The sequence below is a fragment of the Arthrobacter cupressi genome (assembly GCF_900099975.1).
Lineage (GTDB): Bacteria > Actinomycetota > Actinomycetes > Actinomycetales > Micrococcaceae > Arthrobacter > Arthrobacter cupressi.
The window spans coordinates 1-24,353 of sequence record NZ_FNEI01000007.1 but is presented as its reverse complement, the minus strand read 5'-3'; the positions used below and the strand labels follow the sequence as shown (position 1 = coordinate 24,353).

At 67.0% G+C, this 24,353-nt stretch carries 22 protein-coding genes; 12 read left to right on the top strand and 10 right to left on the bottom strand.

What is annotated here, in order from left to right; all coding sequences use genetic code 11:
• Positions 1–7: 7 nt before the first annotated feature.
• The 3 genes from BLP88_RS09755 to BLP88_RS09745 are packed head-to-tail and all read right to left on the bottom strand — an operon-like array spanning position 8 to position 3,619.
• A complete protein-coding gene (locus BLP88_RS09755) occupies positions 8–643 on the bottom strand; it encodes a bifunctional 4-hydroxy-2-oxoglutarate aldolase/2-dehydro-3-deoxy-phosphogluconate aldolase (RefSeq protein WP_074588805.1) in 636 nt (211 codons plus the stop codon).
• A complete protein-coding gene (locus BLP88_RS09750) occupies positions 640–2,283 on the bottom strand; it encodes an N-acyl-D-amino-acid deacylase family protein (protein ID WP_074588804.1) in 1,644 nt (547 codons plus the stop codon). The genes BLP88_RS09755 and BLP88_RS09750 overlap by 4 nt, the downstream gene beginning before the upstream one ends.
• Before the next feature lie 10 nt (positions 2,284–2,293).
• Entirely contained in the window at positions 2,294–3,619 is a 1,326-nt protein-coding gene (locus BLP88_RS09745) for a type III PLP-dependent enzyme domain-containing protein (RefSeq protein ID WP_074589011.1), read from the bottom strand.
• Positions 3,620–3,786: 167 nt separating this feature from the next.
• Here BLP88_RS09745 and BLP88_RS09740 point away from each other — a divergent pair, with 167 nt between their 5' ends.
• The 5 genes from BLP88_RS09740 to BLP88_RS09720 all read left to right on the top strand — a co-directional run bounded on the left by BLP88_RS09740 (position 3,787) and on the right by BLP88_RS09720 (position 8,019).
• Positions 3,787–4,821, top strand: coding sequence for a sugar kinase (locus tag BLP88_RS09740; protein WP_074588802.1), 1,035 nt, complete (start codon positions 3,787–3,789; stop codon positions 4,819–4,821).
• Positions 4,818–5,579, top strand: coding sequence for an IclR family transcriptional regulator (locus tag BLP88_RS09735; RefSeq protein WP_245679827.1), 762 nt, complete (start codon positions 4,818–4,820; stop codon positions 5,577–5,579). The genes BLP88_RS09740 and BLP88_RS09735 overlap by 4 nt, the downstream gene beginning before the upstream one ends.
• Positions 5,576–5,980 carry a RidA family protein gene (locus BLP88_RS09730; protein ID WP_074588801.1) on the top strand — a complete coding sequence of 135 codons (405 nt, stop codon included), beginning with the start codon at positions 5,576–5,578 and terminating at the stop codon, positions 5,978–5,980. The genes BLP88_RS09735 and BLP88_RS09730 overlap by 4 nt, the downstream gene beginning before the upstream one ends.
• A 146-nt stretch (positions 5,981–6,126) precedes the next feature.
• Positions 6,127–6,522: a VOC family protein gene (locus BLP88_RS09725; RefSeq protein ID WP_074588800.1), complete on the top strand. Its 396-nt coding sequence runs from the start codon at positions 6,127–6,129 to the stop codon at positions 6,520–6,522.
• A 396-nt stretch (positions 6,523–6,918) separates the two neighbouring features.
• Complete coding sequence (locus BLP88_RS09720) at positions 6,919–8,019, top strand: GGDEF domain-containing protein (RefSeq protein WP_308807254.1); 1,101 nt, start codon at positions 6,919–6,921, stop codon at positions 8,017–8,019.
• A 105-nt stretch (positions 8,020–8,124) separates the two neighbouring features.
• On the opposite strand, the gene BLP88_RS09715 is transcribed toward BLP88_RS09720, so the two are convergent.
• From BLP88_RS09715 to BLP88_RS09690, 6 genes are all read right to left on the bottom strand, one after another.
• Entirely contained in the window at positions 8,125–9,465 is a 1,341-nt protein-coding gene (locus BLP88_RS09715; RefSeq protein WP_074588797.1) for a NosD domain-containing protein, read from the bottom strand.
• 21 nt (positions 9,466–9,486) lie between these two features.
• On the bottom strand, positions 9,487–11,058 hold the full coding sequence (locus BLP88_RS09710) for a glycoside hydrolase family 32 protein (protein ID WP_074588796.1): 1,572 nt from the start codon (positions 11,056–11,058) through the stop codon (positions 9,487–9,489).
• Positions 11,059–11,096: 38 nt separating this feature from the next.
• Positions 11,097–12,140: a LacI family DNA-binding transcriptional regulator gene (locus BLP88_RS09705; protein ID WP_074588795.1), complete on the bottom strand. Its 1,044-nt coding sequence runs from the start codon at positions 12,138–12,140 to the stop codon at positions 11,097–11,099.
• 86 nt (positions 12,141–12,226) lie between these two features.
• Positions 12,227–13,180, bottom strand: coding sequence for a carbohydrate ABC transporter permease (locus BLP88_RS09700; RefSeq protein WP_074588794.1), 954 nt, complete (start codon positions 13,178–13,180; stop codon positions 12,227–12,229).
• Positions 13,180–14,067 (bottom strand): carbohydrate ABC transporter permease, encoded by an 888-nt coding sequence (locus tag BLP88_RS09695; RefSeq protein ID WP_074588792.1) that lies wholly within the window; start codon positions 14,065–14,067, stop codon positions 13,180–13,182. The genes BLP88_RS09700 and BLP88_RS09695 overlap by 1 nt, the downstream gene beginning before the upstream one ends.
• Before the next feature lie 93 nt (positions 14,068–14,160).
• Complete coding sequence (locus BLP88_RS09690) at positions 14,161–15,441, bottom strand: ABC transporter substrate-binding protein (RefSeq protein ID WP_074588791.1); 1,281 nt, start codon at positions 15,439–15,441, stop codon at positions 14,161–14,163.
• A gap of 272 nt (positions 15,442–15,713) precedes the next feature.
• Here BLP88_RS09690 and BLP88_RS09685 point away from each other — a divergent pair, with 272 nt between their 5' ends.
• From BLP88_RS09685 to BLP88_RS09675, 3 genes are all read left to right on the top strand, one after another.
• The gene (locus BLP88_RS09685) at positions 15,714–15,911 is read left to right on the top strand and encodes a hypothetical protein (protein ID WP_074588790.1); all 198 of its coding nucleotides are present in this window, start codon (positions 15,714–15,716) and stop codon (positions 15,909–15,911) included.
• A gap of 191 nt (positions 15,912–16,102) precedes the next feature.
• Positions 16,103–17,308: a NosD domain-containing protein gene (locus tag BLP88_RS09680; protein WP_074588789.1), complete on the top strand. Its 1,206-nt coding sequence runs from the start codon at positions 16,103–16,105 to the stop codon at positions 17,306–17,308.
• Between the two features lie 196 nt (positions 17,309–17,504).
• Complete coding sequence (locus BLP88_RS09675) at positions 17,505–20,096, top strand: glycoside hydrolase family 32 protein (RefSeq protein ID WP_074588787.1); 2,592 nt, start codon at positions 17,505–17,507, stop codon at positions 20,094–20,096.
• A gap of 66 nt (positions 20,097–20,162) precedes the next feature.
• Here the strand turns inward: BLP88_RS09675 and BLP88_RS09670 are convergent, their stop codons facing one another.
• A complete protein-coding gene (locus tag BLP88_RS09670) occupies positions 20,163–20,597 on the bottom strand; it encodes a rhodanese-like domain-containing protein (protein WP_074588786.1) in 435 nt (144 codons plus the stop codon).
• Between the two features lie 123 nt (positions 20,598–20,720).
• Between BLP88_RS09670 and BLP88_RS09665 the strand changes: the two genes are divergently transcribed.
• The 4 genes from BLP88_RS09665 (at position 20,721) to BLP88_RS09650 (ending at position 24,279) form a co-directional block, all read left to right on the top strand.
• Entirely contained in the window at positions 20,721–21,089 is a 369-nt protein-coding gene (locus BLP88_RS09665; protein WP_074588785.1) for a metal-sensitive transcriptional regulator, read from the top strand.
• 49 nt (positions 21,090–21,138) lie between these two features.
• Complete coding sequence (locus tag BLP88_RS09660) at positions 21,139–21,381, top strand: heavy-metal-associated domain-containing protein (RefSeq protein WP_074588784.1); 243 nt, start codon at positions 21,139–21,141, stop codon at positions 21,379–21,381.
• Positions 21,382–21,453: 72 nt separating this feature from the next.
• Positions 21,454–23,874, top strand: a complete 2,421-nt coding sequence (locus BLP88_RS09655) for a heavy metal translocating P-type ATPase (protein WP_139163358.1) — start codon at positions 21,454–21,456, stop codon at positions 23,872–23,874.
• 138 nt (positions 23,875–24,012) lie between these two features.
• On the top strand, positions 24,013–24,279 hold the full coding sequence (locus BLP88_RS09650) for a WXG100 family type VII secretion target (protein ID WP_074588781.1): 267 nt from the start codon (positions 24,013–24,015) through the stop codon (positions 24,277–24,279).
• Positions 24,280–24,353 lie beyond the last annotated feature (74 nt).

Here is a 24,353-nt window from a genome sequence, read left to right as displayed (position 1 = left end):
GGGGTTCCTACTTGAGGGCGCCGGTGAAGGCGGCGGCCCGGGCTGAAATGTCTGTCCAGTCGCCGGCGGCGACGGCGGCGGGGGGCACCACGCTGGTTCCGCAGCAGACAGCGGCGGCTCCGGCGTCGAGGTAGCCCTTGGCGTTGGAGGCGTCGATGCCTCCGGAGGGCAGGAGCTTGATGCCCGGGTAGGGGCCCTGCAGGTCCTTCAGGTACACCGGCCCGAGCTGGCGGGCGGGGAAGATCTTCACCGCGGCGGAGCCGAGGTCCAGGGCCTGGGCCACCTCGGTGGGGGTCATGGCGCCGAGGCTGAACGGGATGCCGGCCTTGACGGCCACCTCGGCGACCTCCGGGCGCAGGCCCGGGGTGACCAGGAACTTCGCGCCGGCGTCGATCGCGGCCTTGGCCTGGTCGGCGGTAAGGACCGTGCCGATGCCGATCGCGGCGCCGTGCTCCGCGGCGGTATCCGCGGCGCGGCGCACATGGGCGAGGGCGTCCGGCGTTGTGAATGTCAGCTCCACGCTGCGGATCCCGCCGGTGGCGAGCGCGTGGCAGAGCTCGGCGGCGTCGGGGATGCCGGGAGCCCGGACGACGGCGAGGGTGCGGTCGGTCTCGAGCTGCCGGATGAATTCTTCGGGGGTCATGCTTCGGTACCTTCTACTCGGGTGCGGCCGTCGGGGCTGCGGCGCAGGGCACGGCCGGCACGCGCGCCGGTGGGCCGCCCGCCGTCGATCGCTGCCGTGCCGTTGACGAACACATAGTGGATGCCGGCTGCTGCCTGGCGGGGGTTTTCAAAGGTGGCGGTGTCGCGGACGGTCTCCGGGTCAAAGAGAACCAGGTCCGCTGCGTACCCTTCGCGGACCAGGCCGCGGCGGTCCAGCTTGAGCCGCTCAGCGGGCCGGCCGCTGAGGTGGTGGACGGTTTCCTCCAGGCTCATCAGGCCCAGCTCCCGGCTGTAGTGGCCGAGGTAGCGCGGGAAGGTGCCCCACGCCCGCGGGTGCGGCTTGCCGCCCACCAGGAGTCCGTCGCTGCCGCCGGTGTGGGTGCGGTGCACCATGATGGCGCGGACGTTTTCCTCGTGGCCCACATGCTGGAGGATGCCGGTGCCGAGGCGGTCGTCCAGCAGGATTTTCGTGAAGGCCTCGAACGGTTCGCGGCCTTCGTCCGCGGCGATCTGGGCGATGGTGCGGCCCACATAGCCGGCGAGCGCTTGGTTCTGCACGCCGCTGATTTCCAGGGTGTCCCATTCGGCCACCACGCCGTGGCAGCCGTCCGAGCCGTAGATTTCCACAGCTTCGCGGATCCGGGCCTTGGTCTCCGGGTCGCGGAGTCGGCTGAGGGTGGCCTCGGTGCCGCCGGCGGAAGCCCAGCTGGGCAGGATCGCCGAGAGGGTGGTGGCGCCGGGCAGGTACGGGTAGGTGTCCAGGGTGATGTCCACGCCGGCGTCGAGCGCTTCGTCGATGAGGGCCAGCAGTTCGCCCGCGCGGCCCTTGTTCTCGGCGAAGTTCATGGTGGCGTGGGACAGGTGCAGGGCGCAGCCGGTGTCCCGGCTGAGGCCGATCATCTCGGCGTAGGCGGCCAGGGCGCCCTTGCCGTAGGAGCGGTGGTGCGGGGCGTAGAAGCCGCCCAGTTCGCCCACCGCGCTGCACAGCGCGCCGAGTTCCTCGGTGGTGGCGTACATGCCGGGCGTGTAGGTCAGTCCGGAGGACATCCCGACGGCGCCCTCCGCCATCGCGGTCCGGACCACCTGCCGCATCTGCTCAAGTTGTTCCGGGGTGGCCTCGCCTTCGTCGAAGCCCATGACGAGCGCCCGCACGGTGCCCTGCGGCACGAGGTAGGCGGCGTTCGTGGCGATCCGGCCGCCGTCGTTCTCTTCGTCAAGGCGGTCCAGGTACTCGCCCACGGTCCGCCAGTCCCAGTCGAAGTCCTCCGGGTTGTCGTTCCAGCCGGCGATCTTCTGGCGGATCCCGGCCAGGGTGGCGTCATCCACGGGCGCGTAGGACAGGCCGTCCTGCCCGAGGAGTTCGGTGGTGACGCCCTGGCTGAGCTTGGCGTAGTGGTCCGGGGTGACGAGCAGCTGCAGGTCCGAGTGGGCGTGCATGTCGATGAAGCCCGGGCTGAGGACCAGGCCCGTGGCGTCGATGGTGCGGTCCGCCGGCTCGGAGGCGAGGCTGCCGGCCTCGGCGATGGCGGCGATATCGGTTCCGTCCACCAGGACGTCGGCATTCCGGCGGGCGTCGCCAGTGCCGTCGACGAGGGTGGCGTTACTGATGAGGGTCTTCATCCTGCTGCTCCTAGAAGAAGGTGTGGATGAGGTCGACGACGGTCGGGTCACCATCCGTGCTGGCCAGCACCGGGATCAGCGTCCACTTGTCGAAGGCCGTGCACGGGTGGGAAAGGCCCAGCCGCACCACGTCGCCGGGGCGGACCGTGGTGGTGGCGGGGTCGAAGCTCAGGAAGGAGTGCTGGTCGTTGACCGCGGTGATCCCGGCACCCTCCAGCGGGGTCATGGGGCCGCCGAGCGCGGGCCCGATCAGCTGCGGGACCGGCAGGCCCTCGTCCACGGGCAGGTCCCGCTTGCCGGCGTCGAGCAGGGCCAGGCCCGGCTCCGGCTGGGATACCACGCGGGCCCAGCCGTGCATGGCGGAAGTGAAGGGCTGCCCGCCCTCGCGTGAGAACGGCGAGATCACGCGGTAGAAGCCGTCGTCGTGGATGATGTAGGCGCCGCTGCGGATGAGCAGCTCCACCGTCGTGCCGCCGTCGCCGGCGCTGATGGCCGGCGAGAGGACGTCGACGACGTCGTCAAAGTAGGCGCTGCCGCCCGCGGTGACGATCAGCTCGTCGGAGCCGTACAGGCCGTCCGCCAGCAGCTGCCGGTGCAGTTCCAGCAGCTGGCCGAGGTAGCTGCGGATGGCGCCGAGGGCGTCGGCGTCCGCGGTGTGGGCCAGTGAGCCTTCGTAACCGCTGACGCCCACCAGGCGCACGTGCGGGGAGGCCGCGGCGGCGCGGGCCACCTCGAGCGCGGCGTCGATGCCGCGGGCGCCGGTGCGCCCTCCGTGGGCGCCGAGTTCCACCAGGACGTCCAGCACGGCGCTGCTGCCGGCCGCGTCCAGGGTGCGGCCGATCAGTTCCACGGTGGCCACGGAGTCCACCCAGGACAGGATGGTCTGTTCGGGTCCCACCACCGAGGCCACCCACTCGATGGCGTGCGGATCGGTGAGGCTGTTGGCCAGTTGCAGGCGGCGGACGCCGAACTCACGGGCCACCCGAAGCTGGGCGAAATTGGCCAGGGTGATGCCCCAGGCGCCGCGCTCGAGCTGTTCGGCCCAGAGCTGCGGGGCCATGGTGGTCTTGCCATGCGGCGCGAGGCGGACGCCCTTTTCGGCACACCAGGCGGCCATCCGGTCGGCGTTGCCTTCCAGCGCGCGGCCGTCGAGCGTAAGCAGCGGCGTCTGCAATTCCGCCAGGGTGTGGCGGCCGGCGATGAACTCGCCCGTGGTGGTTCCGTTCGCGGCGGCGGGCACGGCCTTGTGCCGCCAGCTCAGCGGAACCGAAGAAAGCCGCGCGACAGCGTCGGCGGCGATGGCGGGAGCTGTTGATCCGGCGTCGGAGGTGGACATGTTCACCAATCTGTTCCCTTCACGGGGCCGGTCGGACGTTGACCGGCACCCCGGGGTCTGCGTTGCGTATTTTGCAACGCTGGTTGCAAAGTTGTTGCAGATATGTCTAACATGGTCCCTGATTGGGCGTCAAGGCCTTCGGTATACCTGGAGTTAGGGGAGCTTTCGTGCCAACAGCTGTCTGCATAGGCGAGACCATGGCCATGCTGACCCCCGTGAACGGGGTGCCGCTGCACCGGGCGGACGAGCTGCACTGCAGCATCGGTGGAGCCGAATCAAACGTCGCCATGGGCCTGGCCGCGATGGGCCTGGATGCCCACTGGGTGGGCCGCGTGGGCCATGACGGCTTCGGCACCCGGATCATCGAGGACCTCCGGGACCACGGCGTCGGCGTTAGCGGTGTGGAACTGGATCCCGGACTGCCTACCGGCCTGTACGTGAAGGTCCCGGCCCAGGAGACGGATCCCGACGCCGGCAGCTCGGTCCTCTACTACCGGCAAGGTTCCGCCGCTTCCGCCATGGCCCCGGCCACTTTGGCGAACCCGGCGGTCGCGGAGCTGATCGCGAAAGCCGGGCTCATCCACCTCAGCGGCATCACCGCGGCCCTCTCCGCTGACTGCCGGGCCCTCCTGGAAATCCTGCTCAAGGCCCCGCGAAACGGCCGGCTCATCACCTTCGACGTCAACTGGCGCGCCGCCCTCTGGGCCGGCCCGAACACCGCAGGCCAGGACAAATCCGTGCTGCGGCAGCTGGCCAACCTCGCGGACATCGTGCTGGTGGGCAAGGACGAAGCCGGGCATGCCTTCGGCACCACGGACGAAGGCGAGCTCCGCGCGCTCCTGCCGGATCCCGCCGTCGTCGTCATCAAGAACGAAGCGATCAGCGCCATTGCCCTGCACCGCGACGGCCGCCGGGACGAAGTGCCCGCCCTGTCCGTGGAGGTCGTGGAACCGGTGGGTGCGGGCGATTCCTTCGCCGCCGGCTTCCTCAGCGGCGTGCTGTTCGGGCTCAGCCAGAAGGCGAGCCTGCGCCGCGGGCACGCCGCCGCAGCCTGCACCCTGACCGTGCACGGGGACCGCGGCCCGCTTCCCCCGGCGGACGAACTCGCGTCAATCCTTGATTGCAGCGATGCCCAGTGGGCCGGGATCCGGGTCAGCGCCGGGCATTTCGACGTGCCGGCGGAAGGGAGCGTGGCGCCGTGAGCCAGAGCCTGATGCGCGCAATCGAGCTGCTCAACGAGCTCGCCGCGAAGCCGGCCACCCTGGACGAGCTCGCCCGCAGCTCCTCCGTGCACAAGACCACCGTGATGCGCCTGCTGCACGCCATGGAGGAGAAGCGGATGGTGGTGCGCGACGACGAACAGCGCTTCCGGCTCGGCTCGAAGCTGTTCGAGCTGTCCTCCCTCGCCCTGGAACAGCGGGACATCCGCGAGGTGGCGCGCCCGCACCTGGCCGAGCTGAATTCCCGCACCGGGCACACCGTGCACCTGGCGGCCTTCGAAGGCAAGGACGTGGTGTACATCGACAAATTCGAGTCCCACCATCCCGTGCGGATGTACTCGCGGATCGGCCTCACGGCGTCGCTGCACTCGGCCGCCGTCGCGAAGGTGCTGCTGGCGGACATGCCGCGCGCCCGGCAGGAGAAAATCGCCGCGGGACTGGACTACGTCAAGGTCACCGATAACACCATCACCACCCCCGAGGCCCTGCTCGCCGAACTGGACGTGGTCAGGAAGCAGGGCTGGGCCCACGACAACGCCGAGCACGAAGCGTTCGTGCACTGCATCGCGGCCCCCATCCGTGACGCGAGCGGCGCCGTGGTGGCCGCGGCGTCCTGCTCCGTGCCGATCGTCATGCTCGACTACGAAGGCCTGATGGGCCTGCTCCCCGAACTGACAGAAACCACCGCAGCCATTTCACAAGATCTGGGCTGGACCCCCATTGAAAGGAACGCAGTATGAGCGCCAAGACCATCGTCCGCACCGAGAACGCCCCCGCACCGGCCCACACCTTTTCCCAGGGCGTGAAGAAGGGCGGCATGTTCCAGGTGTCCGGCCAGGGCCCCATGGACCCCGCCACCAACCAGTACATCGGCGACGGCGACGTCCGCGTCCAGACCCGCCGCACCCTGGAGAACGTCAAGGCCATCCTCGAAGCCGGCGGCTCCTCCGTGGAGGACGTCATCATGTTCCGCGTCTACCTCACCACCCGCGACGACTTCGCCGCCATGAACGAGGTCTACGGCGAGTTCATCAACGAGAACGTCCCCAGCGGCCAGCTCCCCAGCCGCACCACCGTATTCGTCGACCTCCCGCACGAAGTCATGCTGGTGGAGATCGACGCCCTCGCCGTCACCGCGTAGCTTTTCGCTTCCTGTTTTAGCGCCCGACGCCGGTCCCCGCCTTTGGTGCGGAGGCCGGCGTCGGGCTCTTAAACCGGTTCCTCTCCGCCGGTAGGATCGGCAGCAGCCGGAACAAGCACACCGAACAAACCGAGCAGGAGATGCCCATGCAGGCCAGGATCCACGTGACGAGCGTCTTTGTCGACGACCAAGCCAAGGCCCTCGCCTTCTACACAGAGAAACTGGGCTTCGTTCCCAAGGAGGACGTGCCCGTGGGGGACTACCGGTGGCTGACAGTGGTGGGCGCCGGCGAACCCGACGGCACCCAACTGCTCCTCGAGCCGGACCAGCACCCCGCGGCCCAGGCCTACAAGCAGGCAATCACCGCCGACGGCATTCCCGCCGCGTCTTTCGCCGTGGACGACGTCGAGGCCGCCCACCAGGAGCTGCTCGCCCAGGGCGTCACCTTCACGCAGCCGCCCACCCCCATGGGCCCCGTGGTCACCGCGGTGCTGGACGACACCTGCGGGAACCTCATCCAGCTCGTGAGCCGCACGGCATAACAGACTGACGGCATAAGCAAACAGCCCGACGGCGGCACCGCACCTTCGCAACGCAAAGGCCGGTGCCGCCGTCGGACGTTCCGGGGGGCCGACGACGGCTGGGGGGAGAGCCCGGGCCCCGGGCCCCGTGGGCTCTCACGTCGCCGACCCCGCATTGAAAACCTCGAGCGGGAGGCTTTGATCTGGAAACTTTCCTCTTCTTAAATTCAACGCCCGGGCAGCCCGTTTGACTCCCGGCACAGCCCTCTCCCTTTCGCCCCAGCAGACCCTTGCGTCCCGGTGATGTAACTTGACAGCAGTGGACGCCGCAAATGCCTTAAGCTTGTGCCGCGGCTAGGGGGGTAGGACATGGAGCTCGATACGTTAAGCCTGAGGTTGGTTCTCGGGGTTGTCACAGTGATCCTGTGTCTCTTGTTCTATGCCTCGTACCGCCAGACCCGCTCCGCGTACAGCGGCTGGTGGTGCCTTTCGCTCGTGGCCTTCCTGGCGGGAAACTTGGTCTACCTTCTCACCGGGACCCCGCATCAGGTCTGGGCCGACCCGCTTGGCAACGGCTTGGTTGTTGGAGGTGCGTTCTGCGTCTGGGCCGGCGCACGTTCGTTGCGGCTGCTGCCCACCCCGCTGTGGCAGGTCCTCGCAGCGCCGGCCATCACCGCGGTGGCCTCGGCCCTGGAGAATCCGGCATCCAATGAGTGGTCGGGCGGCCTGGTGTATCTGGCGCTCATGGCCGTCGGCATGGGCCTGGCCACGCGCGAACTGGTGCTCCTGGAACCCCGCAGTTCCTACATCAACCGCTCGCTGGCTCTCGCTGCGGGGGTCCTAACCCTCTTCTACGCCTGCCGCTGGCCGGTGTACCTGATGGAGGGCCCCGAAGGCCCGGGTTTCCGCACCTTCTTCAGCCCCGCGGTTACCAGCCTCCTCATCGTGGGGCTGCTGGTCACGGTCTCCTTCAGCATGACGGCCCTCAGCAACGAACAGCTGATCAACGGCCTCAACGAGCGGGCCAACCGGGACGGCCTCACCGGTGTCCTCAACCGCAGGGCCTTCATGGAACTGGCCGCCCGCGAGGTACACCGCATGGACTCCAGCGGCACCGCCTCCACGCTGATCATGGCCGATCTTGACCATTTCAAGTCCCTCAACGACAAGCACGGCCATGCCGCCGGCGACGCCGCCATCCAGGCGTTCGCCTCGGCCTGTGTGGCCTCGATCCGTTCCACCGACCTGGTGGGCCGGTACGGCGGCGAGGAATTCCTCATCCTGCTTCCCGGTGCCGAGCAGGAAACCGGAGAGATCATCGCCGGGGTGATCAGCCGGGCCCTGGCCGCCGCCCCGACTCCTCCCGGCGTCGTGTTCCCCACCGTGAGCTACGGCGTGGCGGCGAGCGCGATCGCCGACGCCGACCTGCCGCGGATGATCAAGGCGGCCGACGCCGCGCTCTACGAGGCCAAGGCCCTCGGCAGGAACCGCGTGGTCTGCGCGGGCCGGCAGAACTAACGGGAGCTCCGCCCGGGAGCCGGCCCCGAAATCCTGGAGTTCCAGGCCCCCGGTTCAGCGCGCAGGAAGACGCCAGCCGCCGTCGTGCTTCCCAGGGCCGGTGCGCTAACTCCCGACCGTGGGTGTGGCCCTGAAGGCGTTGACTGCCCTGTCTGCCACGACCTGGGCGTCGGTTCCGGAATCGAGGATCGTGTTCCGGGCCGATGCGGGATCCACCATCACTGCCGTCACCGCGAGGGCGTCCGAAGCCTCCGTGGTCAAGAGGGCGTCCACCTGCGCGGCGAAGCAGGAGTCGCTGGATGCCGCGCGGACGTCCAGCGCCACCGTGTGGTTGTTGGAGACGAAGTTGCCCGCCCCCTCCACCAGCCGGATGATCACAGGCGCGGCACCTTCGGGCCGGATGCTCTCCGCGTCGACCACCTCGGAGAAATGGTTGGCGACGAGGGAGTTGTGGCTGCCGCTCACACGGAGGAGCCCGGTGAGGTCGTCCAGTCCGTTGCCGATTCCGAGGAAGGGCGTCCAGGGCTCGTGGTCGCGCAGGAAGTGGTTTGTGGCCACGAGGTTTTCCGAACTGTTGGCGTCCAGCACCACCATTCCCGGGTAGAACGAGTGCAGGCGGTTGTTGGTGACGCTTGACCGCGTGACACCGCTGAGATGGACGCTGCTGGCACCGCGGGGGAAGACGTTGTTCGCGGTGATAAGGAGTCCGCCGTGGTTCTCGGCGTAGATCGAGTGGCCCTTGAAGCCTGCTCCGATCAGGTTGTCGGTGACCTTTGAGGCCTGTCCCCAGCCGCGCAGTTCGATGCAGCTTCCGCATTCGGCGATGAAGTTGTCATGGATGGACAGTGCGTCCGCGTGATAGATGGTGAGCGCGTTCTCGAGGTAGACGAACCCCATGCCGTTCACGCGGAAGGAGTCGTTGGCATTCGCCACGTAGATGCCGGTCTTGCCGTTGACGTACGTGTTTTCCGGATGCAGTCCGGACCCGTCCGCGGTGAAGTGCAGGCCGTCGATGCAGAAGTTGGAGAACTCCACCGAACTGATCCGCGGACTCCCGGTCCGCTCGATGTAAAACGCGGCTCCCCTGGCCTCCTCACCGCCTTCCCGGACGGGCAGGTCGACGAGAATGCGGCTCCCTCCGGGCCACAGCTCGTGCAGGCCGGGCCATTCGTCTTCGGGAACGTTGAACCGGATGCTTGAGGACGTGAAGCCGTGTCCCGAACCCTCGATCCTGAGGAAGCTGATGTCGATCACCACCTGCGTGCGAAGGTGGTAGTCCCCCGGCGGAAGGTAGATCACCGCGCCCGGCTTACCGCCGTCGTTCACATCACTGGCGGCCTGCCGCTCCTTGATGTCGGCAATGATGCTGTTGATGACTTCACCGACGTCCTTGGACGCGTTGCCGACGGGCCAGGTGGTGACGTCGTAGTAGTTGCTGCTGGACATGGCTTCTTCCTTTGTGTCCCGTTAGGCGAGAGTTGAGACTGCGAGTTTCAGTATGGTTGCCGGGCCGCCCTCCGCCGAGAGCCGGTTCTCCCGGCTCCCCTCGGAGGGGAAGACGAGATCCGTCAGGACCACCCTGCCGCCCTGGGCGAAGACCTCCACCGAGCAGTGGTCGACGACGAGGAGCAGCTTGAGTACGCCGTCCTCAAGGACCAGCGGGGCTGACTCCGCCGACGCGAATTTCCCGTGGAAGCCCGTGTTTCCCGACTGCCTGCGGTCCAGGATAAGTGTGCCGCTGTCTGTGTCCGGGCCGTCCGGTTCGTAGCTGAGCACGGTCCCCTCGCTATCGTCGCCGCTTCCGAGCAGCCGGAATTCGACACGGCCGGCGCTGCCGGGCAAGACCTCCGCCTCGATGACCTGGGCCCCGCCGGGTACCGCGTCCGGCAGGCGGAAGGCTGAATCACGCAGTTCGAAGGTGCCGGCATCCAGCTGCCCGCCGGTGCCGGCGAGGACCGGCTGCTGGATCAGGCGGGCGGAGCCGTCGACGGAGGTGAGGCTGAGTTCGCGCGCGAGCGTCATCGAGGACCGCCAGGGCGCGGTGGGCAGTTCGTTGGCGTAGTCCCAGTTGCTCATCCAGCCGATGATGATGCGCCGGTCCCCCGGAGCGTCGCTGAAGGAGACGGAGGCGTAGCAGTCGCGTCCCCAGTCGAGCCACAGGCATTGCCGCAAGGCGGCAGCGGCGGCTTCGGGGTCGGCGAGCGAGGACACTCCGGCCGGGGCCGCGAGGGTACCGGGGTCCGGAACGAACCGGACGCCGTCGAACTGGCCCACGAAGTACTGGCCGCCGGATCCTCCCGCCACCGCGCCGGGGTTGATGTTGACGATCAGCACCCACTTGACGTTGTCCGGGTCGCCGTCCACCGGCAGCGGAAAAAGGTCGGGGCATTCCCATTCGCCGGCGTCGGCGTTGGCCGGGCCGAAGCCGCTCAGGAAGTCCCAGGACTTGAGGTCATCGGATCGGTAGAAGAGCACCTGTTGCTGCTGCGCTTCGACGGCGGCCATGACCCAGAAGGAACCCTGCTCCCCTTGGTAGCGGAAGACCTTGGGGTCGCGGAAGTTCGCGGAGTTCCGGGTAAGGACGGGGTTTCCCTGGTACTTCCGCCACGTCATTCCGGCGTCCGTGCTGTAGGCCAGGGACTGGGCCTGCGTGCCGCCGTGTTCGGACGCACCCTTGAAGGCGCTGGTGTAGATGGCCACGAGTGCAGGTGCGTCCGCCGTGCCGAAGCCGGAGGTGTTGCCGTGGTCGACCACGACGCTTCCCGAGAAGATGTCCTCCGTTTCGTCGCAGGCAATGGCAACAGGGTGTTCCGTCCAGTGCAGCAGGTCCGGGGAGGTGGCGTGGCCCCAGGACATGTTGCCCCAGACGTTGCCGAACGGGTTGTTCTGGAAGAAGAGGTGGTACAGGCCCTCATGGAAAACCAGGCCGTTGGGATCGTTCAGCCAGGTGTTCCTCGCCGTGAAGTGGATGGCGGGCCGGAACCTGGAAGTGACGGCCCGGGCCGTTTCCGGGCGTGCGGCATCAAGGCGACTGGACATGTCTGGCGTTTCCTCTTGGTGTGTGGGAGGGCTGGCTGCTATTGCCGGGGAGCGGCGATGGACTCGCGGCTCACCAGGGGGCAGCCCAGGATGGTCGGGTGGGTTGCCATGAGGGCGAGGTCGGTCTTTCCCTCGATGGCGTCTATCAGGTGCTCGGTGGCCCAGGCACCCATCTCGTAGTGGGGCAGGGCCACGGTGGTGAGGCCCGGGTAGAGGTTGGCGGCGATCAGCTCCTGGTCATCGAAGCCCACCACCGAAAGGTCCCCGGGGATGGACAGTCCCAGCTCCGCGGCGGCGCGGTAGGCACCCATGGCCATCCGGTCGTTGTAGCAGAACAAGCCTGTGGGCGGGTTCCCGCCTGCCAGGATCCGCATGGCCGCCTCGTAGCCGCCGTGCACCTCGGAGACCTCGGACTCGACGGGGGCCGCGTCGCCGTCGAGCCCTGCTTCGGTCAGCACGGACCGGAAGGCCTGGAGCCGTTCGTGGGTCGCGGGGACGTCATCGGTGTTGTTGATGAAGCCCACCCGGGTGTGCCCCGCGTCGAGGAGAGCACCGACGGCGGCACGGGCGCCGCCTTCCTCGTCCGGGATCACGGCGGTGATGTTCCCGCCCGTGGCCACCGAGTCGACGAGGACGGAGGGCACGCTGCCGAGATTGGCGGGAAGCTTCACATTGCGGTGGTACATGGTGGCGTAGAGGATTCCGTCCACCCGGCGTTCCAGGAGGGCCTGGACGTCGGCCTGGCGGGATTCGAGGCTGGCCGAGCCGGGGGTGTTGATGATCATGAGGTTGTATCCCCGGGCCTTCGCGGCCTCGTCGGCGCCGAGGATGATCCGGCCGGCGTGGGGCGTGGTGGCGATTTCCTCGCTGACCAGGCCAAGCATGCCGGTCCGCTGGGTGCGGAGCGCCTGGGCAAGCCGGTTGGGGCCATACCCCAGCTGCTCCGCAACGGTCCTGACCTTGTCCCTGGTTTCGGGGCTGATCCGGGCGTAGGCAACTTCGTTGAGGACGTGGGAGACCGTTGTCACGGAGACGCCGGCGGCGAGGGCCACGTCCTTGATGCCGATGGTCTTGTTGCTCATCTGTCTTCCCACGTCCTTATGGTTGCTGATGCCCCTGGGGCTATCAGTAGGCTACTGGTTGATTCCGGGTCCGTACCTTGACCGCGCTAGCCCTTGACCGCACCGAGAGTCATCCCTGCGACGATCTTGCGCTGCAGAAGAAGCGTCAGCAGGATGACCGGGATCGAGTAGACCGCCGCGAGCGCTGTCATGGATCCCCAGTCGAGTCCGAACTGCGTCTGGAAGTTCGCGATCACCACCGGCGTTGTCTGCGAGCGGATCGCCGTCATCAGCAGCGCGAACAGGAACTCGTTCCAGGAGGCCAGGAAGGCGAAGATCGCCGTCACCGCGATGCCTCCGGACACCACCGGGATCACCACCCGCCACAAGGCTCCAAGCCGGCTGCAGCCGTCCACGGTCGCGGCTTCCTCCAGGTCCCGGGGCACGGCCTCGAAGAAGCTGGACATCAGCCAGATCGAGAGCGGCAGGGAAATGGTGGTGTGGGCGATCGAGAGCGCGATCGGCGTATCGGCCAGGCCCACCGAGGCCATCATGGTGGCCAGCGGGATGCCGATGGCCACCGGCGGGACCATGCGGGTCACCAGTGCGGCCATGATGAACACACGCCCGCTGGGGGTCTTGTACCGGGTGATCCCGTAGGCCGCCGGGACCGCCAGCACCAGGGACAGCACGGTGCTGATCACGGCGGTCTGCGCACTGTTGATGAACGAGGCCAGCACGCCGTTCCGCCCCAGGGCGTTGGCGTAGTTCTCCAGTGTCCATTCCTTGGGGAGGATGGTGGGAGGAACTGCGATGGTGTCGATCGGGGTCTTGAAGGACGTGAACAGCAGGTAGAGGAACGGGAAACCGTAGAGGACCATCGCGGCTGCGAGCAGGATCCACAGCAGCGTCCTGGTGCTGCGCTTGCCGGCCTCGAGGCCTTCGCGGTTGACGCTCCGGCGCCTGCGGCCGCCGGCCTGCGTGGTGCTTGGCAGGGAGGTGCCGGCAGTCACTGCAGCCGCCTTCCCGCCGTCGGGCCTGGTTCGTTCGGCGACGCGCATCAGTTGTCCTTTCCTGGCCGCCAGATGGTGGCGACGGCGAAGAAAGCGACGCCGAGCATTGCCAGCAGGTAGATGGTGCCCATGGCGCTTGCCAGGCCGGGATCGCCGAAGCGGATCATGGTCCGGTAGATCAGCAGGCTCATGGTTTCGGAGGCGGACTGCGGCCCGCCGTTGGTCTGGATGAGGATGGTGTCAAAGGCCCGGGCCGCGTCGATGCCGCGGACCACCAGCGCCACCGCGATCACGGGCCGCAGGAGCGGGAGGATGATCCGGAACAGCAGGGCGGGGGCCCTGGCTCCGTCCAGCCGGGCGGCCTCGATCAGGTCCCCCGGGATGTTCTGGAGGCCTGCGAAGAGGACCAGGCACATGAAGGAGGTGGTCAGCCAGATGTCCGGGATGGCCACCGAGAACAGCACGATGTCCGGGTCGGAGAGCCAGCCGATCTGGTTGGGGTTGCTGAGGATTCCCGCCTGGTGCAGGACGGTGCCGATGAGGCCGAAGTTGTCGATCATCAGGAACTTCCACAGCAGGCCGGCCACGATCGGGGCGATCATGAGCGGGTACATGAAGACGGTCCGCCAGACCTGGGACTTGCGGCCCAGGGTGGTGAACAGCAGGGCCATGCCGAGGCCTAGGGCGAATTCGAGGGTGACCACCACGGCCGTGTAGGCCAGGGTCCGCCAGCCGGCACCCATGAAGGCTTCAGACGCGAAGGCCCGGAAGTAGTTCTCGAGACCCACGAAGTCCCGCGGGCCGCCGGCGATCGGCGAGATCTTGAAGAAGCTGTCCGCCACGAGGCGGAACAGCGGGTAGGCCACAAATACTGCCAGGAACAGCGCCGCTGGGGTCATCAGGAACAATGCGAAGCGGCGATCGGAGATACGCACGGTTTTCTCTTCCGCTGGTTGGAGCCGCGGCCGGCACCGGTGGCGGTGCCGCGTTTGGCGGGGCCTGCCTCGGCAGGTGCCGGCCGCGGAGTCTTACTTGAGGAGGTCCTCGATCTGCTTCTTGGCGTCGGCGAGGAGGGCGGCGGAGTCACCGCCGGCCACGGCCTTCTGCAGCGTCGGCACCAGGACGGTGTCCACGATCTGCTGCCACTTGGCCGTCGACGGACGGGTTGCCGTGGCCTTGCCGTTGAGGGTTTCGATCAGCGGCTTGAAGCTCTCGTAGCCCGGCTTGTCCTGGTACTTCTCGAAGGCGGAGATGCGCGCTGCCAGGCCCAGGCTGGATTCGATGCCCAGGTTGTTGTAGTCGTAGGCGCACTTGATGAACTTCTTGGCCGCCTCGGTGTTCTTGGTGGCCTTGGGTACGGAGAGGTACCACGGTCCCGGAACACCCGCGACGCCGGCGCTGCCGCCGATCATCGCTGCTGCGCCCACCTTGCCTGCCACCGGGGAATCCTTGGGGATCTGGCGGTAGGCGTGGGCCCAGAAGCGGGTCATGGCCGTCTTACCCTGGTTGAACAGGTTCTGCGCCGCGGCCCAGTCCACCTGCGCGGCGCCGGACGGGGCGGACTTGGAGAGGCTGGTGTAGAAGTCCAGGGCCTCCTTGTGGGCGGCGTTGTCCACGATCACCTTGCCGTCGGCGTCCAGGACCATCGGCGAGCCGGCCTGCAGCACGTGGGCCAGCCACTCGGTTTCGACGGCGCCCTTCACGTCGGTGCCGTACATGCCGTCCTTGGTGAAGAACGCGGAGATTTCCTGGTACTGCTTCCAGGTGGTGGGTGCCGCGAGCTCGTAGCCGTACTTGGCCTTGAAGTCGGCCTTGTTCTTGGGGTCTTCGAAGAGGTCCTTGCGGTAGAGGATGATTTCCGCGTTGGTCCAGGCGGGCATGCCGATGAAGTGGCCGTCCACGTTGGCTTCCTTGACCAGGGCCGGGAAGATATCCTTCTTGGCCTCGTCGGTGAAAAGTTCGTCAATGGGCTGGACCGCATCCTTGAAGCTCGGCAGCCAGACGGAGTCCAGGGCCGCGACGTCGAAGGAGACATTGCCGGAGGAGAACTCGCTGGACAGGCGGTTAAACATGCCGTCGTAGGGCAGTTCGACGAAGTTGGCGGTGACGCCGGTGTCCTTCTTGCACTGTTCGGCTACGCCGGTGAGCTCCGCGTGGCCGCCGGCCTCGACGAGGACGTTCACTGTGCTGCTGGCGGCGCTACCCGTAGAGGACGGGCCCCCTGCGCCGCACCCGGTGGCCGCAAGGGCGACGGCGGTGCAAAGGCCGCCGACGACGGCGAACCTGGTGATGGTCTTTCGAGTGGACATCTCTGTCGACTCACTTTCTCTCGAACGGAAATGGCGAGATTGATCGGGGTGAAGAATCGTTTTGCCAAAACGACTTGGCACAACCGTAGAGACGACGGGGTGGCGTGTCAAGGGTCACAGAAAAATTGTTTTGGCGGCCGACTTCAAGCGGTTTGATCCTTGACGCGAAGGTTTGCGTGGTCCTAAAGTCATCGTCGCAGTCGATAAAACGTTTTGGCATATTTTGGCTGGACCGGAATCCAGTAAGGAAAATCCAGTTCAAGGGAGAACAGATGGAACCCATCCCTGGGATCGGCCGCCGCACAGTGCTGCGCGCTGTGCTGGCCGCCGCCACAGCAGCGGGGACCGCCGCCGCGATCACAGCCTTCGGCGGCGCGGCGAACGCAGCCCCGGCCGAACCGCCCGCGACGGCGGAGGCCAGCCACCCGCCGTCGGGCACCGGACACCGGCACCTGATCGGCGTCCTCTAAGCCCCACCGCAGCCCAACGTCGCTGCGCTCGGTAAGGCAGCACCCGCGGCGTGGGCCCGCCCACCCCTCGAAGTCGCCGGAACGCTGCCGGATCGCCGGAAAATTCCAGCGACTCCGCACCCTTCCGGCGATCCCGCGGCACAGCAGCACAGCACCTGAAGCACCCCCCAACGATGTGAGGAGAACACGCTTTGACCACCGTTTACGACGTCACCACCTGGTCCGTACCGGGAAATCCTTCGGCCACGCCCTACAACGACATCGGGCTGATCATCAACAGCATCATCGCCGACATCAAGAGCCAGCAGACCAGCCAAGCCTCCAAGCCCGGCGCCGTGATCTACATTCCGCCGGGAGATTACTCCCTCAAGACCCGGGTGAACGTGGACGTCAGCTTTCTGACCATCCGCGGTTCGGGCCACGGCTTCACCTCGCTGAGCATCCGCTACAACGCCGGCAACACCTCCAGCTGGCACGAGATCAACCCCGGCGGCAGCCGCGTCCGGGTGGAAAACACCGACGGAAACGGCGAAGCCTTCCGGGTCTACCGCACCGGCGACCCGCGGCTGAGCTCCGTGGTGTTCGAGAATTTCTGCCTGGACGGGGTCTCCTTCGGCAGCAACGAAAACGACTACACCAACGGCAAGACGGGCATTCTCTTCGACTCCGCCAACGATTCCTGCCGGGTCGAGGGCATGGGCATGGTGTACCTGGAGCGAGGGCTGGTGGTGAAGGACACCGACGCCCTCAGCGTGAGCGGCAACTTCCTGGCCGAGTGCGGATCCTGCGTGGAGCTCACCGGTTCCGGCCAGGCTTCAAAGGTGACGGACAACCTGATCGGCGCCGGCTACGTCGGATTCTCGATCTTCGCCGAGGGCCACTTCGGCCTCCTCGTCACCGGGAACAACATCTTCCCGCGGGGCAAGAGCAGCGTGCATTTCAAGAACTGCACCCGCTCCTCGATCACCGCCAACCGCTTGCACGCGTTCTATCCGGGCATGGTCAACTTCGAGGGAAGCTGCACGGAAAACCTTGTAGGTAACAACCACTTCCTCCGCCAGATGGAGCCGTTCGATCCGCTCAAGCCCTACAACAACGGCCTGGACGACCTTTTCGGGCTGGTCCACATCGCCGGCGGCAGCAACTCGGTGATCGGCAACCACTTCAGCTTCGACGTGCCTTCAGGTTCCGTCAGCCCGTCAGGCCAGACCCCCACGATCATCCTGGTGGCCTCCGGGAACAACAACTACATCGCCACGAACAACACAGTGTCCGGGATCGCCGTGCACACCGTGGTGCTGGATGCATCGACGTCCGGCTGCAAGGTGCTGGACAGCGGAGACAGCAACCAGGTGGTTCGCTACGCCTCGAACTACTCGTTCCGGGCGACGCCCTAGCCGCTACCGCCCCTAATACCGGCCGCACAGCTGCCGGAAAAAACGACGACGGCGGACGCCGCCCCTGAGGTGACGGCCGCCGTCGTCGTTCGCTGAACTGCGCTTTCGATGTACCGCTTTTTCGATGTACCGCACTTTCGATGTACCGCACCTTCGATGAACTGCAAGGCGAGCACTCTTGAAAGGTCTGTCAAAGATGACCAGACGCACCAAAGCATTGCTGTCACTCGGGACGGCCGTGGCCCTCACCGCCGCCTCCCTGGCCCTGGCCACAAACCCGGCCCGCGCAACAGATCCCGATCCGGCGACGCAGCAATACCGGCCCTACCTGCATTACACACCGGAAAAGAACTGGATGAACGATCCCAACGGGCTCGTCTACCACAACGGCAAGTACCACATGTATTACCAGTACAACCCCACCGGGACCCGCTGGGGTGACATGAGCTGGGGCCATGCTTCGTCCACGGACCTCGTCCACTGGCAGGAGCAGCCCCTCGCCATTCCGCGCGGCCTCAACGAAAACGGCCAGGTGATTGAGGAGATTTTTTCCGGGTCCGTGGTGGTGGACACCCTGAACAGCAGCGGCTTCGGAAGCCTGCAGAACCCGCCCCTGGTTGCCGTGTACACCAGCAATTACACCGGCGCCCACCCCATCCTCGCCGGCAAGCAGGCACAATCACTGGCGTACAGCACCGACGACGGGCAGAGCTGGACCAAGTACGGCAGCAACCCGGTCCTCAACCGGAACACCTCGGGCTTCCGCGACCCCAAGGTCTTCTGGTACGACAACCCCTCCGGAGCGGACTACTGGGTGATGGCCGCGGTCGAAGCCGACGAGCACCGGGTCCTGTTCTACAAGAGCACCAACCTGAAGGACTGGACCTACCTGGACGACTTCGGACCGGCAAACGCCTTCGGCGGGCAATGGGAATGCCCGGATCTCTTCCCCCTCGCCGTGGACGGGGACCCGAACAACATCAAGTGGGTCCTCGCCGTCAACATCAACCCTGGAGCGCTGGCCGGCGGCAGCGGCGGACAGTACTTCGTGGGCACCTTCAACGGCACCACCTTCACCGCCGAGAACATTGATCCTGCCGGGCAGCTGCCGGCCGGCAACGTCCTTGCCGGCTTCAACGGCGGCACCTACAGCGGCTGGAACGTCCAGAACGATCCGTCCAACAGCGCCGGCCCCTGGGGAAGCGCCCCAGCCACCGGAAGCCTCCCGGGACAGATGCCGGTGGCGGGAAACATCGGCGCCGGGATGGTGAACGGATTCCACGGCGGAGACAACCCCGTAGGCTCCATGGAATCGGCACCGTTCACCGTGGACAAGGACTACCTCAACTTCCTGGTGGCCGGCGGAAGGCACCCGCAGGGCCCGGGCGAACAGTCCGGAAACCAGGCCCCTCCGGGTTACCTCCTGTTCGACGGTTTCGACTATCCCGGAACCCTCACCCAGGCCGGCTGGCAGCTCACCGGCGACTTCCAGGCGGCACTCAACCCCTCGACGTCGGGCGGTGAATTCGCCATCGGGAAACGGATCAACACCTTCGAGGGCGGCCCCTACCAGGACAACAACGTCGGCACCATCACCTCCCCCGAGTTCTACCTGACCAACACCAACATCGGCTTCCTCCTGGGCGGCGGCGCACGGAGCGACGGGCAACTCCAGGTGGAACTGCTGGTGGGCGGCGTGCCGGTCCGCACCGCAACGGGCAAGAACTCCGGGGACCTGAATTGGCAGAACTGGGACGTTTCGCCGTGGTACGGCCAGATCGCGCGGATCCGGATCGTGGACAACGCGACGGGCCCGTGGGGGCACCTGACGCTGGACAACATGGTGCTCGGGTCCGAACCGGCGAAAGCCCGGAGCAGCGAAACCACGGTGAACCTGGTGGTCAACGGCCAGACGGTCCGGACCGCTACCGGAGGCAATACCGAACACCTGGCCTGGACGGCCTGGGACGTCAGCGCCTTCAAGGGCAGCCAGGCCACCATCCGGATCGTGGACAACAACCGTGGCGGCTGGGGGCACATCCTGGCTGATGAGTTCGTTTCCTCGGACACCTCCCGCCTGGAGCCGCACGACTGGCTGGACCAGGGCAGGGACTACTACGCCACGGTGTCCTTCAACAACGCCCCCGGCGGCAAGCGCATCATGCTGGGCTGGATGAACAACTGGGACTACGGCCAGGACACCCCCACCACCACGTGGCGCGGAACCATGGCGCTGCCGCGGGAAGTGGTCCTGACCCAGACTCCCGCCGGTCCGCGGCTGCGGCAGCAGGTGGTGTCCCAGGTGGACGCGCTGAAGAACACCTCCGCCAGCTACACCGCGCCCGCCCAGGACATCCAGCCGGGAACCACCACGCTGCCCGTGACCGGGGACGTGGTGCAGATCGACGCCGAGTTCACACCGGGCACGGCATCGTCGTTCGGCCTGAAGGTGCTTGGGAATGCCAGCCAGTCAACCAGGATCGGCTACGCCACCGCCACGCAGCGGCTTTACATCGACAGGAGCAACTCCGGCAACGTGGCCTTCCACCCGGCGTTCAGTTCCGTGGAAGACGCCCGGGTGGACCTGGTCAACGGACGCCTGCGCCTGCGCCTGTACCTTGACCGGGCCTCCGTGGAGCTCTTCGCCCAGGACGGCCTGGCGACCCTCACGGACCAGGTGTTCCCCGCGGCGGGCGCCAGCAGCATCTCCGTCTTCTCCGAGGGCGGAACCGCCCGGCTCGAGAGCCTGACGGTGACTCCGCTGTTCCCGGCTATGTGGGGCGGCTGAGCTAGGGTCCCGCCGTCGGCGCGCGCATTCGGACGCCGACGGCGGGACTCACCTTAGGCTCCGGGCTCACCCCTGGTGCGCGGTCACCAGCGGGTCGGGCTTCTCCGTCCGCACGCCGACCTCCGTTTCCACCGGGAGTCCGTTGCGGATCCAGTACTCAATGCCGCCGATCATCTCCTGCACCGGGTAGCCAAGCTCGGCAAACGCGAGCGCAGCGAAGGTGCTGCCGTTGCAGCCGGGACCCCAGGAGTACACCACCACGCGGCAGCCGGCCGGGATGAGTTCCGGGGCACGCGCCGGGATCTCCGCCGTCGGGATATGTACGGCACCGGGAATATGTCCGTGGTCCCAGGACGAGAGGCGCCGCGTATCCACGACGACCAATGAGCCAGGGGCGGCTTCCGCCACGTCCATCACGTCGATTTCGAACCGCAGTTTCGCGCGGAAGTATTCGGAAGCGTTCCGACCGCCGGGGATGTTCTCCTGTGCCGGGTTCTGCATGGCTTTCCTTTCTCCGAGCTTCCCAAGCCGAGCGCAATCATAGTTGCCGGCATGCCCCCAACATCCCGAATATACCCCCGGGGGGTACTTGCGAAGTACCCCCCGGGGGTATACATTGGGGGCATGAGCACGGTAGACCCCCTTACCACCCCGGCCGGCGTTGCCCCTGCTTCGGACATTCCCGAAGAGCCGCACGCCCAGCACGGCTACACCTCGAACAAGGACTCCTACCTGCGCAGGCTGAAGCGGATCGAAGGACAGGTCCGCGGGATCGCCCGCATGGTGGACGAGGACAAGTACTGCATCGACATCCTCACGCAGGTCGCCGCCGTCAATAAGGCGCTGCACGCCGTCAGCCTCGGCCTGCTGGAAGAGCACATCGGGCACTGCGTGGTGGGGGCTTCCTCGGAACCTGATCCCGGGACCCGTGCCGACGCCATCAACTTCAAGGTCAAGGAGGCCACGGATGCCATCGGGCGCCTGCTGCGGTAACACCACGAACCCTCACCACACCATCCAACTCACCACCAAGGAGCACGCCATGGGACAGAACACCGCCAGCATCCAGACCAACGTCAGCGTTTCGGGCATGACTTGCGGGCACTGCGTCTCGGCGGTCAGCGAGGAAATCGAAGCCCTCGACGGCGTGAAGTCCGTGGCGATCGACCTCAACGCGGGCGGCATCTCGACTGTGACCATCACTTCCACCCAGGAGCTCTCGCCTTCGGAGATCGGCGAAGCCGTTGCCGAAGCCGGCTACCTGGTAGTGGCCAACGACGCATAGGGGGACATCGTGGGGAACCAGGACTTACTCAAACAGCAAGGTACCCGCATCGTCGAACTGGATATCGAGGGCATGACCTGCGCCTCCTGCGTAGCCCGGGTGGAACGCAAGCTCGGCAAGCTCGAGGGCGTCGAAGCCTCCGTCAACCTCCCCCTCGAATCCGCCAGCGTCACGGTCCCGGCGGACATCACGGACCAGCAGATCGTAGACACAGTCAACGCCACGGGCTACAAGGCCTACCTCAAGAACCAACCGGCCACGCACGAGCACACCGAGGTCGAGCACGCTGAGCATCATGATGACCACAGCGGAACGGAACACGATCACAGCGGCGGTGCCGGTGGCATGCGGCAGCATGCGTCTAAGCGAGGCACGAGCGAGCATGCAGAGCATGGCGCCGATGCCGTCGCGACCGGCGACCACCACGCCGTCGCCCACGAGGAGCATGGCGAGCATGCAGAGCATGTGGGTCGTGGGGCCGCGACAGGCGACCACATGCACCATGGGCCCGGCGCCAAGACGCTCCGCCCGCGCTTGATCGTCGCCGCGGTGCTGACAGTGCCGGTGTTCGCGATTTCGATGGTCCCGGCGTTGCAGTTCGCGAACTGGGGCTGGGTGGCGGCCGCGCTGGCGTTGCCGGTGGTGAGCTGGGCGGCCTGGCCCTTCCACAGGGCCGCCGCGATCAATGCGCGGCACTTCGCCTCCACCATGGACACCCTGGTATCGATCGGCGTGCTGGCGGCCTACCTGTATTCGGCGTGGCAGCTCATCAGCAATCCGCGGATGACCGAGCACCCGGGCATGGAAGCCATGGAGGGCATGGGCGGCGGCCTGTACTTCGAAGTCGCCGCGGTGGTTACAACCTTCCTGCTGCTCGGCCGCTACCTTGAGGCGAACGCGAAGGCCAAGGCCGGCGACGCCCTCAAGGCGCTCCTCAGCCTCGGCGCGAAGGATGCCACGGTGCTGAAGGACGGCGTCGAGCACAAGATCCCGGCGGACGAGCTCCGCGTGGGAGATGTGTTCGTGGTCCGCCCGGGCGAGAAGATCGCCACCGACGGCGTGGTCACGGACGGCGCGTCCGCCGTCGACGCGTCACTGCTGACGGGCGAGTCCGTGCCGGTGGAGGTCGGCCCTGACAGCCCTGTCACGGGCGCCACCATCAACACCTCGGGCCGCCTGCTGGTAAGGGCCACCCGGGTGGGTTCGGAAACCACGCTGGCGCAAATGGGCCGGCTGGTCAGCCAGGCGCAAACCGGTAAGGCACCGATCGCCCGGCTCGCGGACCGCATCAGTGCGGTGTTCGTCCCGGTGGTGCTGGTCATCGCCGTGTTGACCTTCTTCGCCTGGTTCCTCACGACCGGTGAGCTGAACGCTTCCTTCACGGCCGCCGTCGCGGTCCTGGTGATCGCCTGCCCCTGTGCCTTGGGCCTGGCAACGCCTGTGGGCCTGCTGACAGGCACCGGCCGCGGCGCGCAGCTCGGCATCCTCATCAAGGGCCCTCAGGTCCTGGAGGACACCCGCACCGTGGACACCATCCTGCTGGACAAGACCGGCACCGTGACCAGCGGCAAGCTGGCCGTGGACGGGACGATTCCCCTCAACGGACACCGGGAAGCGGACGTGCTTACTCTCGCCGGCGCAGTTGAGGCCGCCTCCGAGCACCCGATCGCCCACGCGATTGCCGCTGCCGCCAAGGACGCAATGCTCGACGGCGGCAGCCTCCCCAAGGTGTCGGACTTCAGTTCCGCCGCCGGCGGCGGGGTCCGCGGAACGGTAGCGCTGAATGGGAACCCGGGCACGGTCGTCGTCGTGGGCCGCTCCGGCTGGCTGGAAGAGAACGGGATCGTCCCGGACGAGGCGCAGCGCAAGGCGCTGGCGGACTCCGAGGCCGGCGGCGCCACCGCAATCTGGGTTGCGGTGGATGGCACACCGGCCGGGATCGTGGCCCTGCGGGACACCATCAAGGACGGCTCCGCGGCGGCGATCGCGAGGCTCAAGGAGATGGGGATCCGGCCCATGCTGCTGACCGGCGACAACGCCGCGGTGGCCGCCCAGGTGGCGGACGCCGTCGGGATTGCCCCGGAGGACGTGTTCGCCGGAGTGCTGCCCGAAGGCAAGGTGGACGCTGTCCGCCAACTCCAGGCCAAGGGGGCAACGGTGGCGATGGCCGGCGACGGCGTGAACGATGCCGCGGCGCTGGCGCAGGCGGAACTGGGCATCGCGATGGGGTCGGGCACGGATGTGGCGATCGAGGCCTCGGACCTTACGGTGATGGGCAGCGACCTTGGCCAGCTGGTGCAGGCCATCGAACTGTCCAGGCGGACGCTGCGGACCATCAAGGTCAACCTGTTCTGGGCTTTCTTCTACAACGCGATCGGCATTCCGGTGGCGGCCCTGGGGCTGCTGAACCCGATGATCGCCGGTGCCGCCATGGCCGCCAGCTCGGTGCTGGTGGTGGCCAATTCGCTGAGGCTGCGGGGCTTCGGGAAGTAGCGGTTGGGGCACTGGGTGCCGGTGGGGACTGCTTCATGGGGAGGCGTCCCCATCGACACTTTTTGCGCCGCCGGGATAGTTTCTAGGTATTGGGGATGCCGAAGAGTTCGGATCCGCGAATCCACAAGGAGACACACCATGGCTATTTGGGGCGCAGATGTCCAGCAGCTCAAGACCCTCGGCAGCAAGCTCAGCGCCGGCTCGAACGAAATCGAGCAGCAGCGCAACACCCTGAACAAGGTCCTGCACGGCACGGACTGGAAGGGCCCGGACGCCGACAAGTTCCGCAACGAATGGCAGTCCCAGCACATGACCGCCCTCCAGAAGGTCGCCCAGGCCCTGGACGAAGCCGGCAAGAAGGCCACCAAGAACGCCAACGAGCAGGAACAGGCCTCCCAGGGCTAACAACCGCCTCCGGCCAACAACCGCTCCGGCCGGATTACCGGCCGAAACGTGGATGACCCCCTCAAATTTGAGGG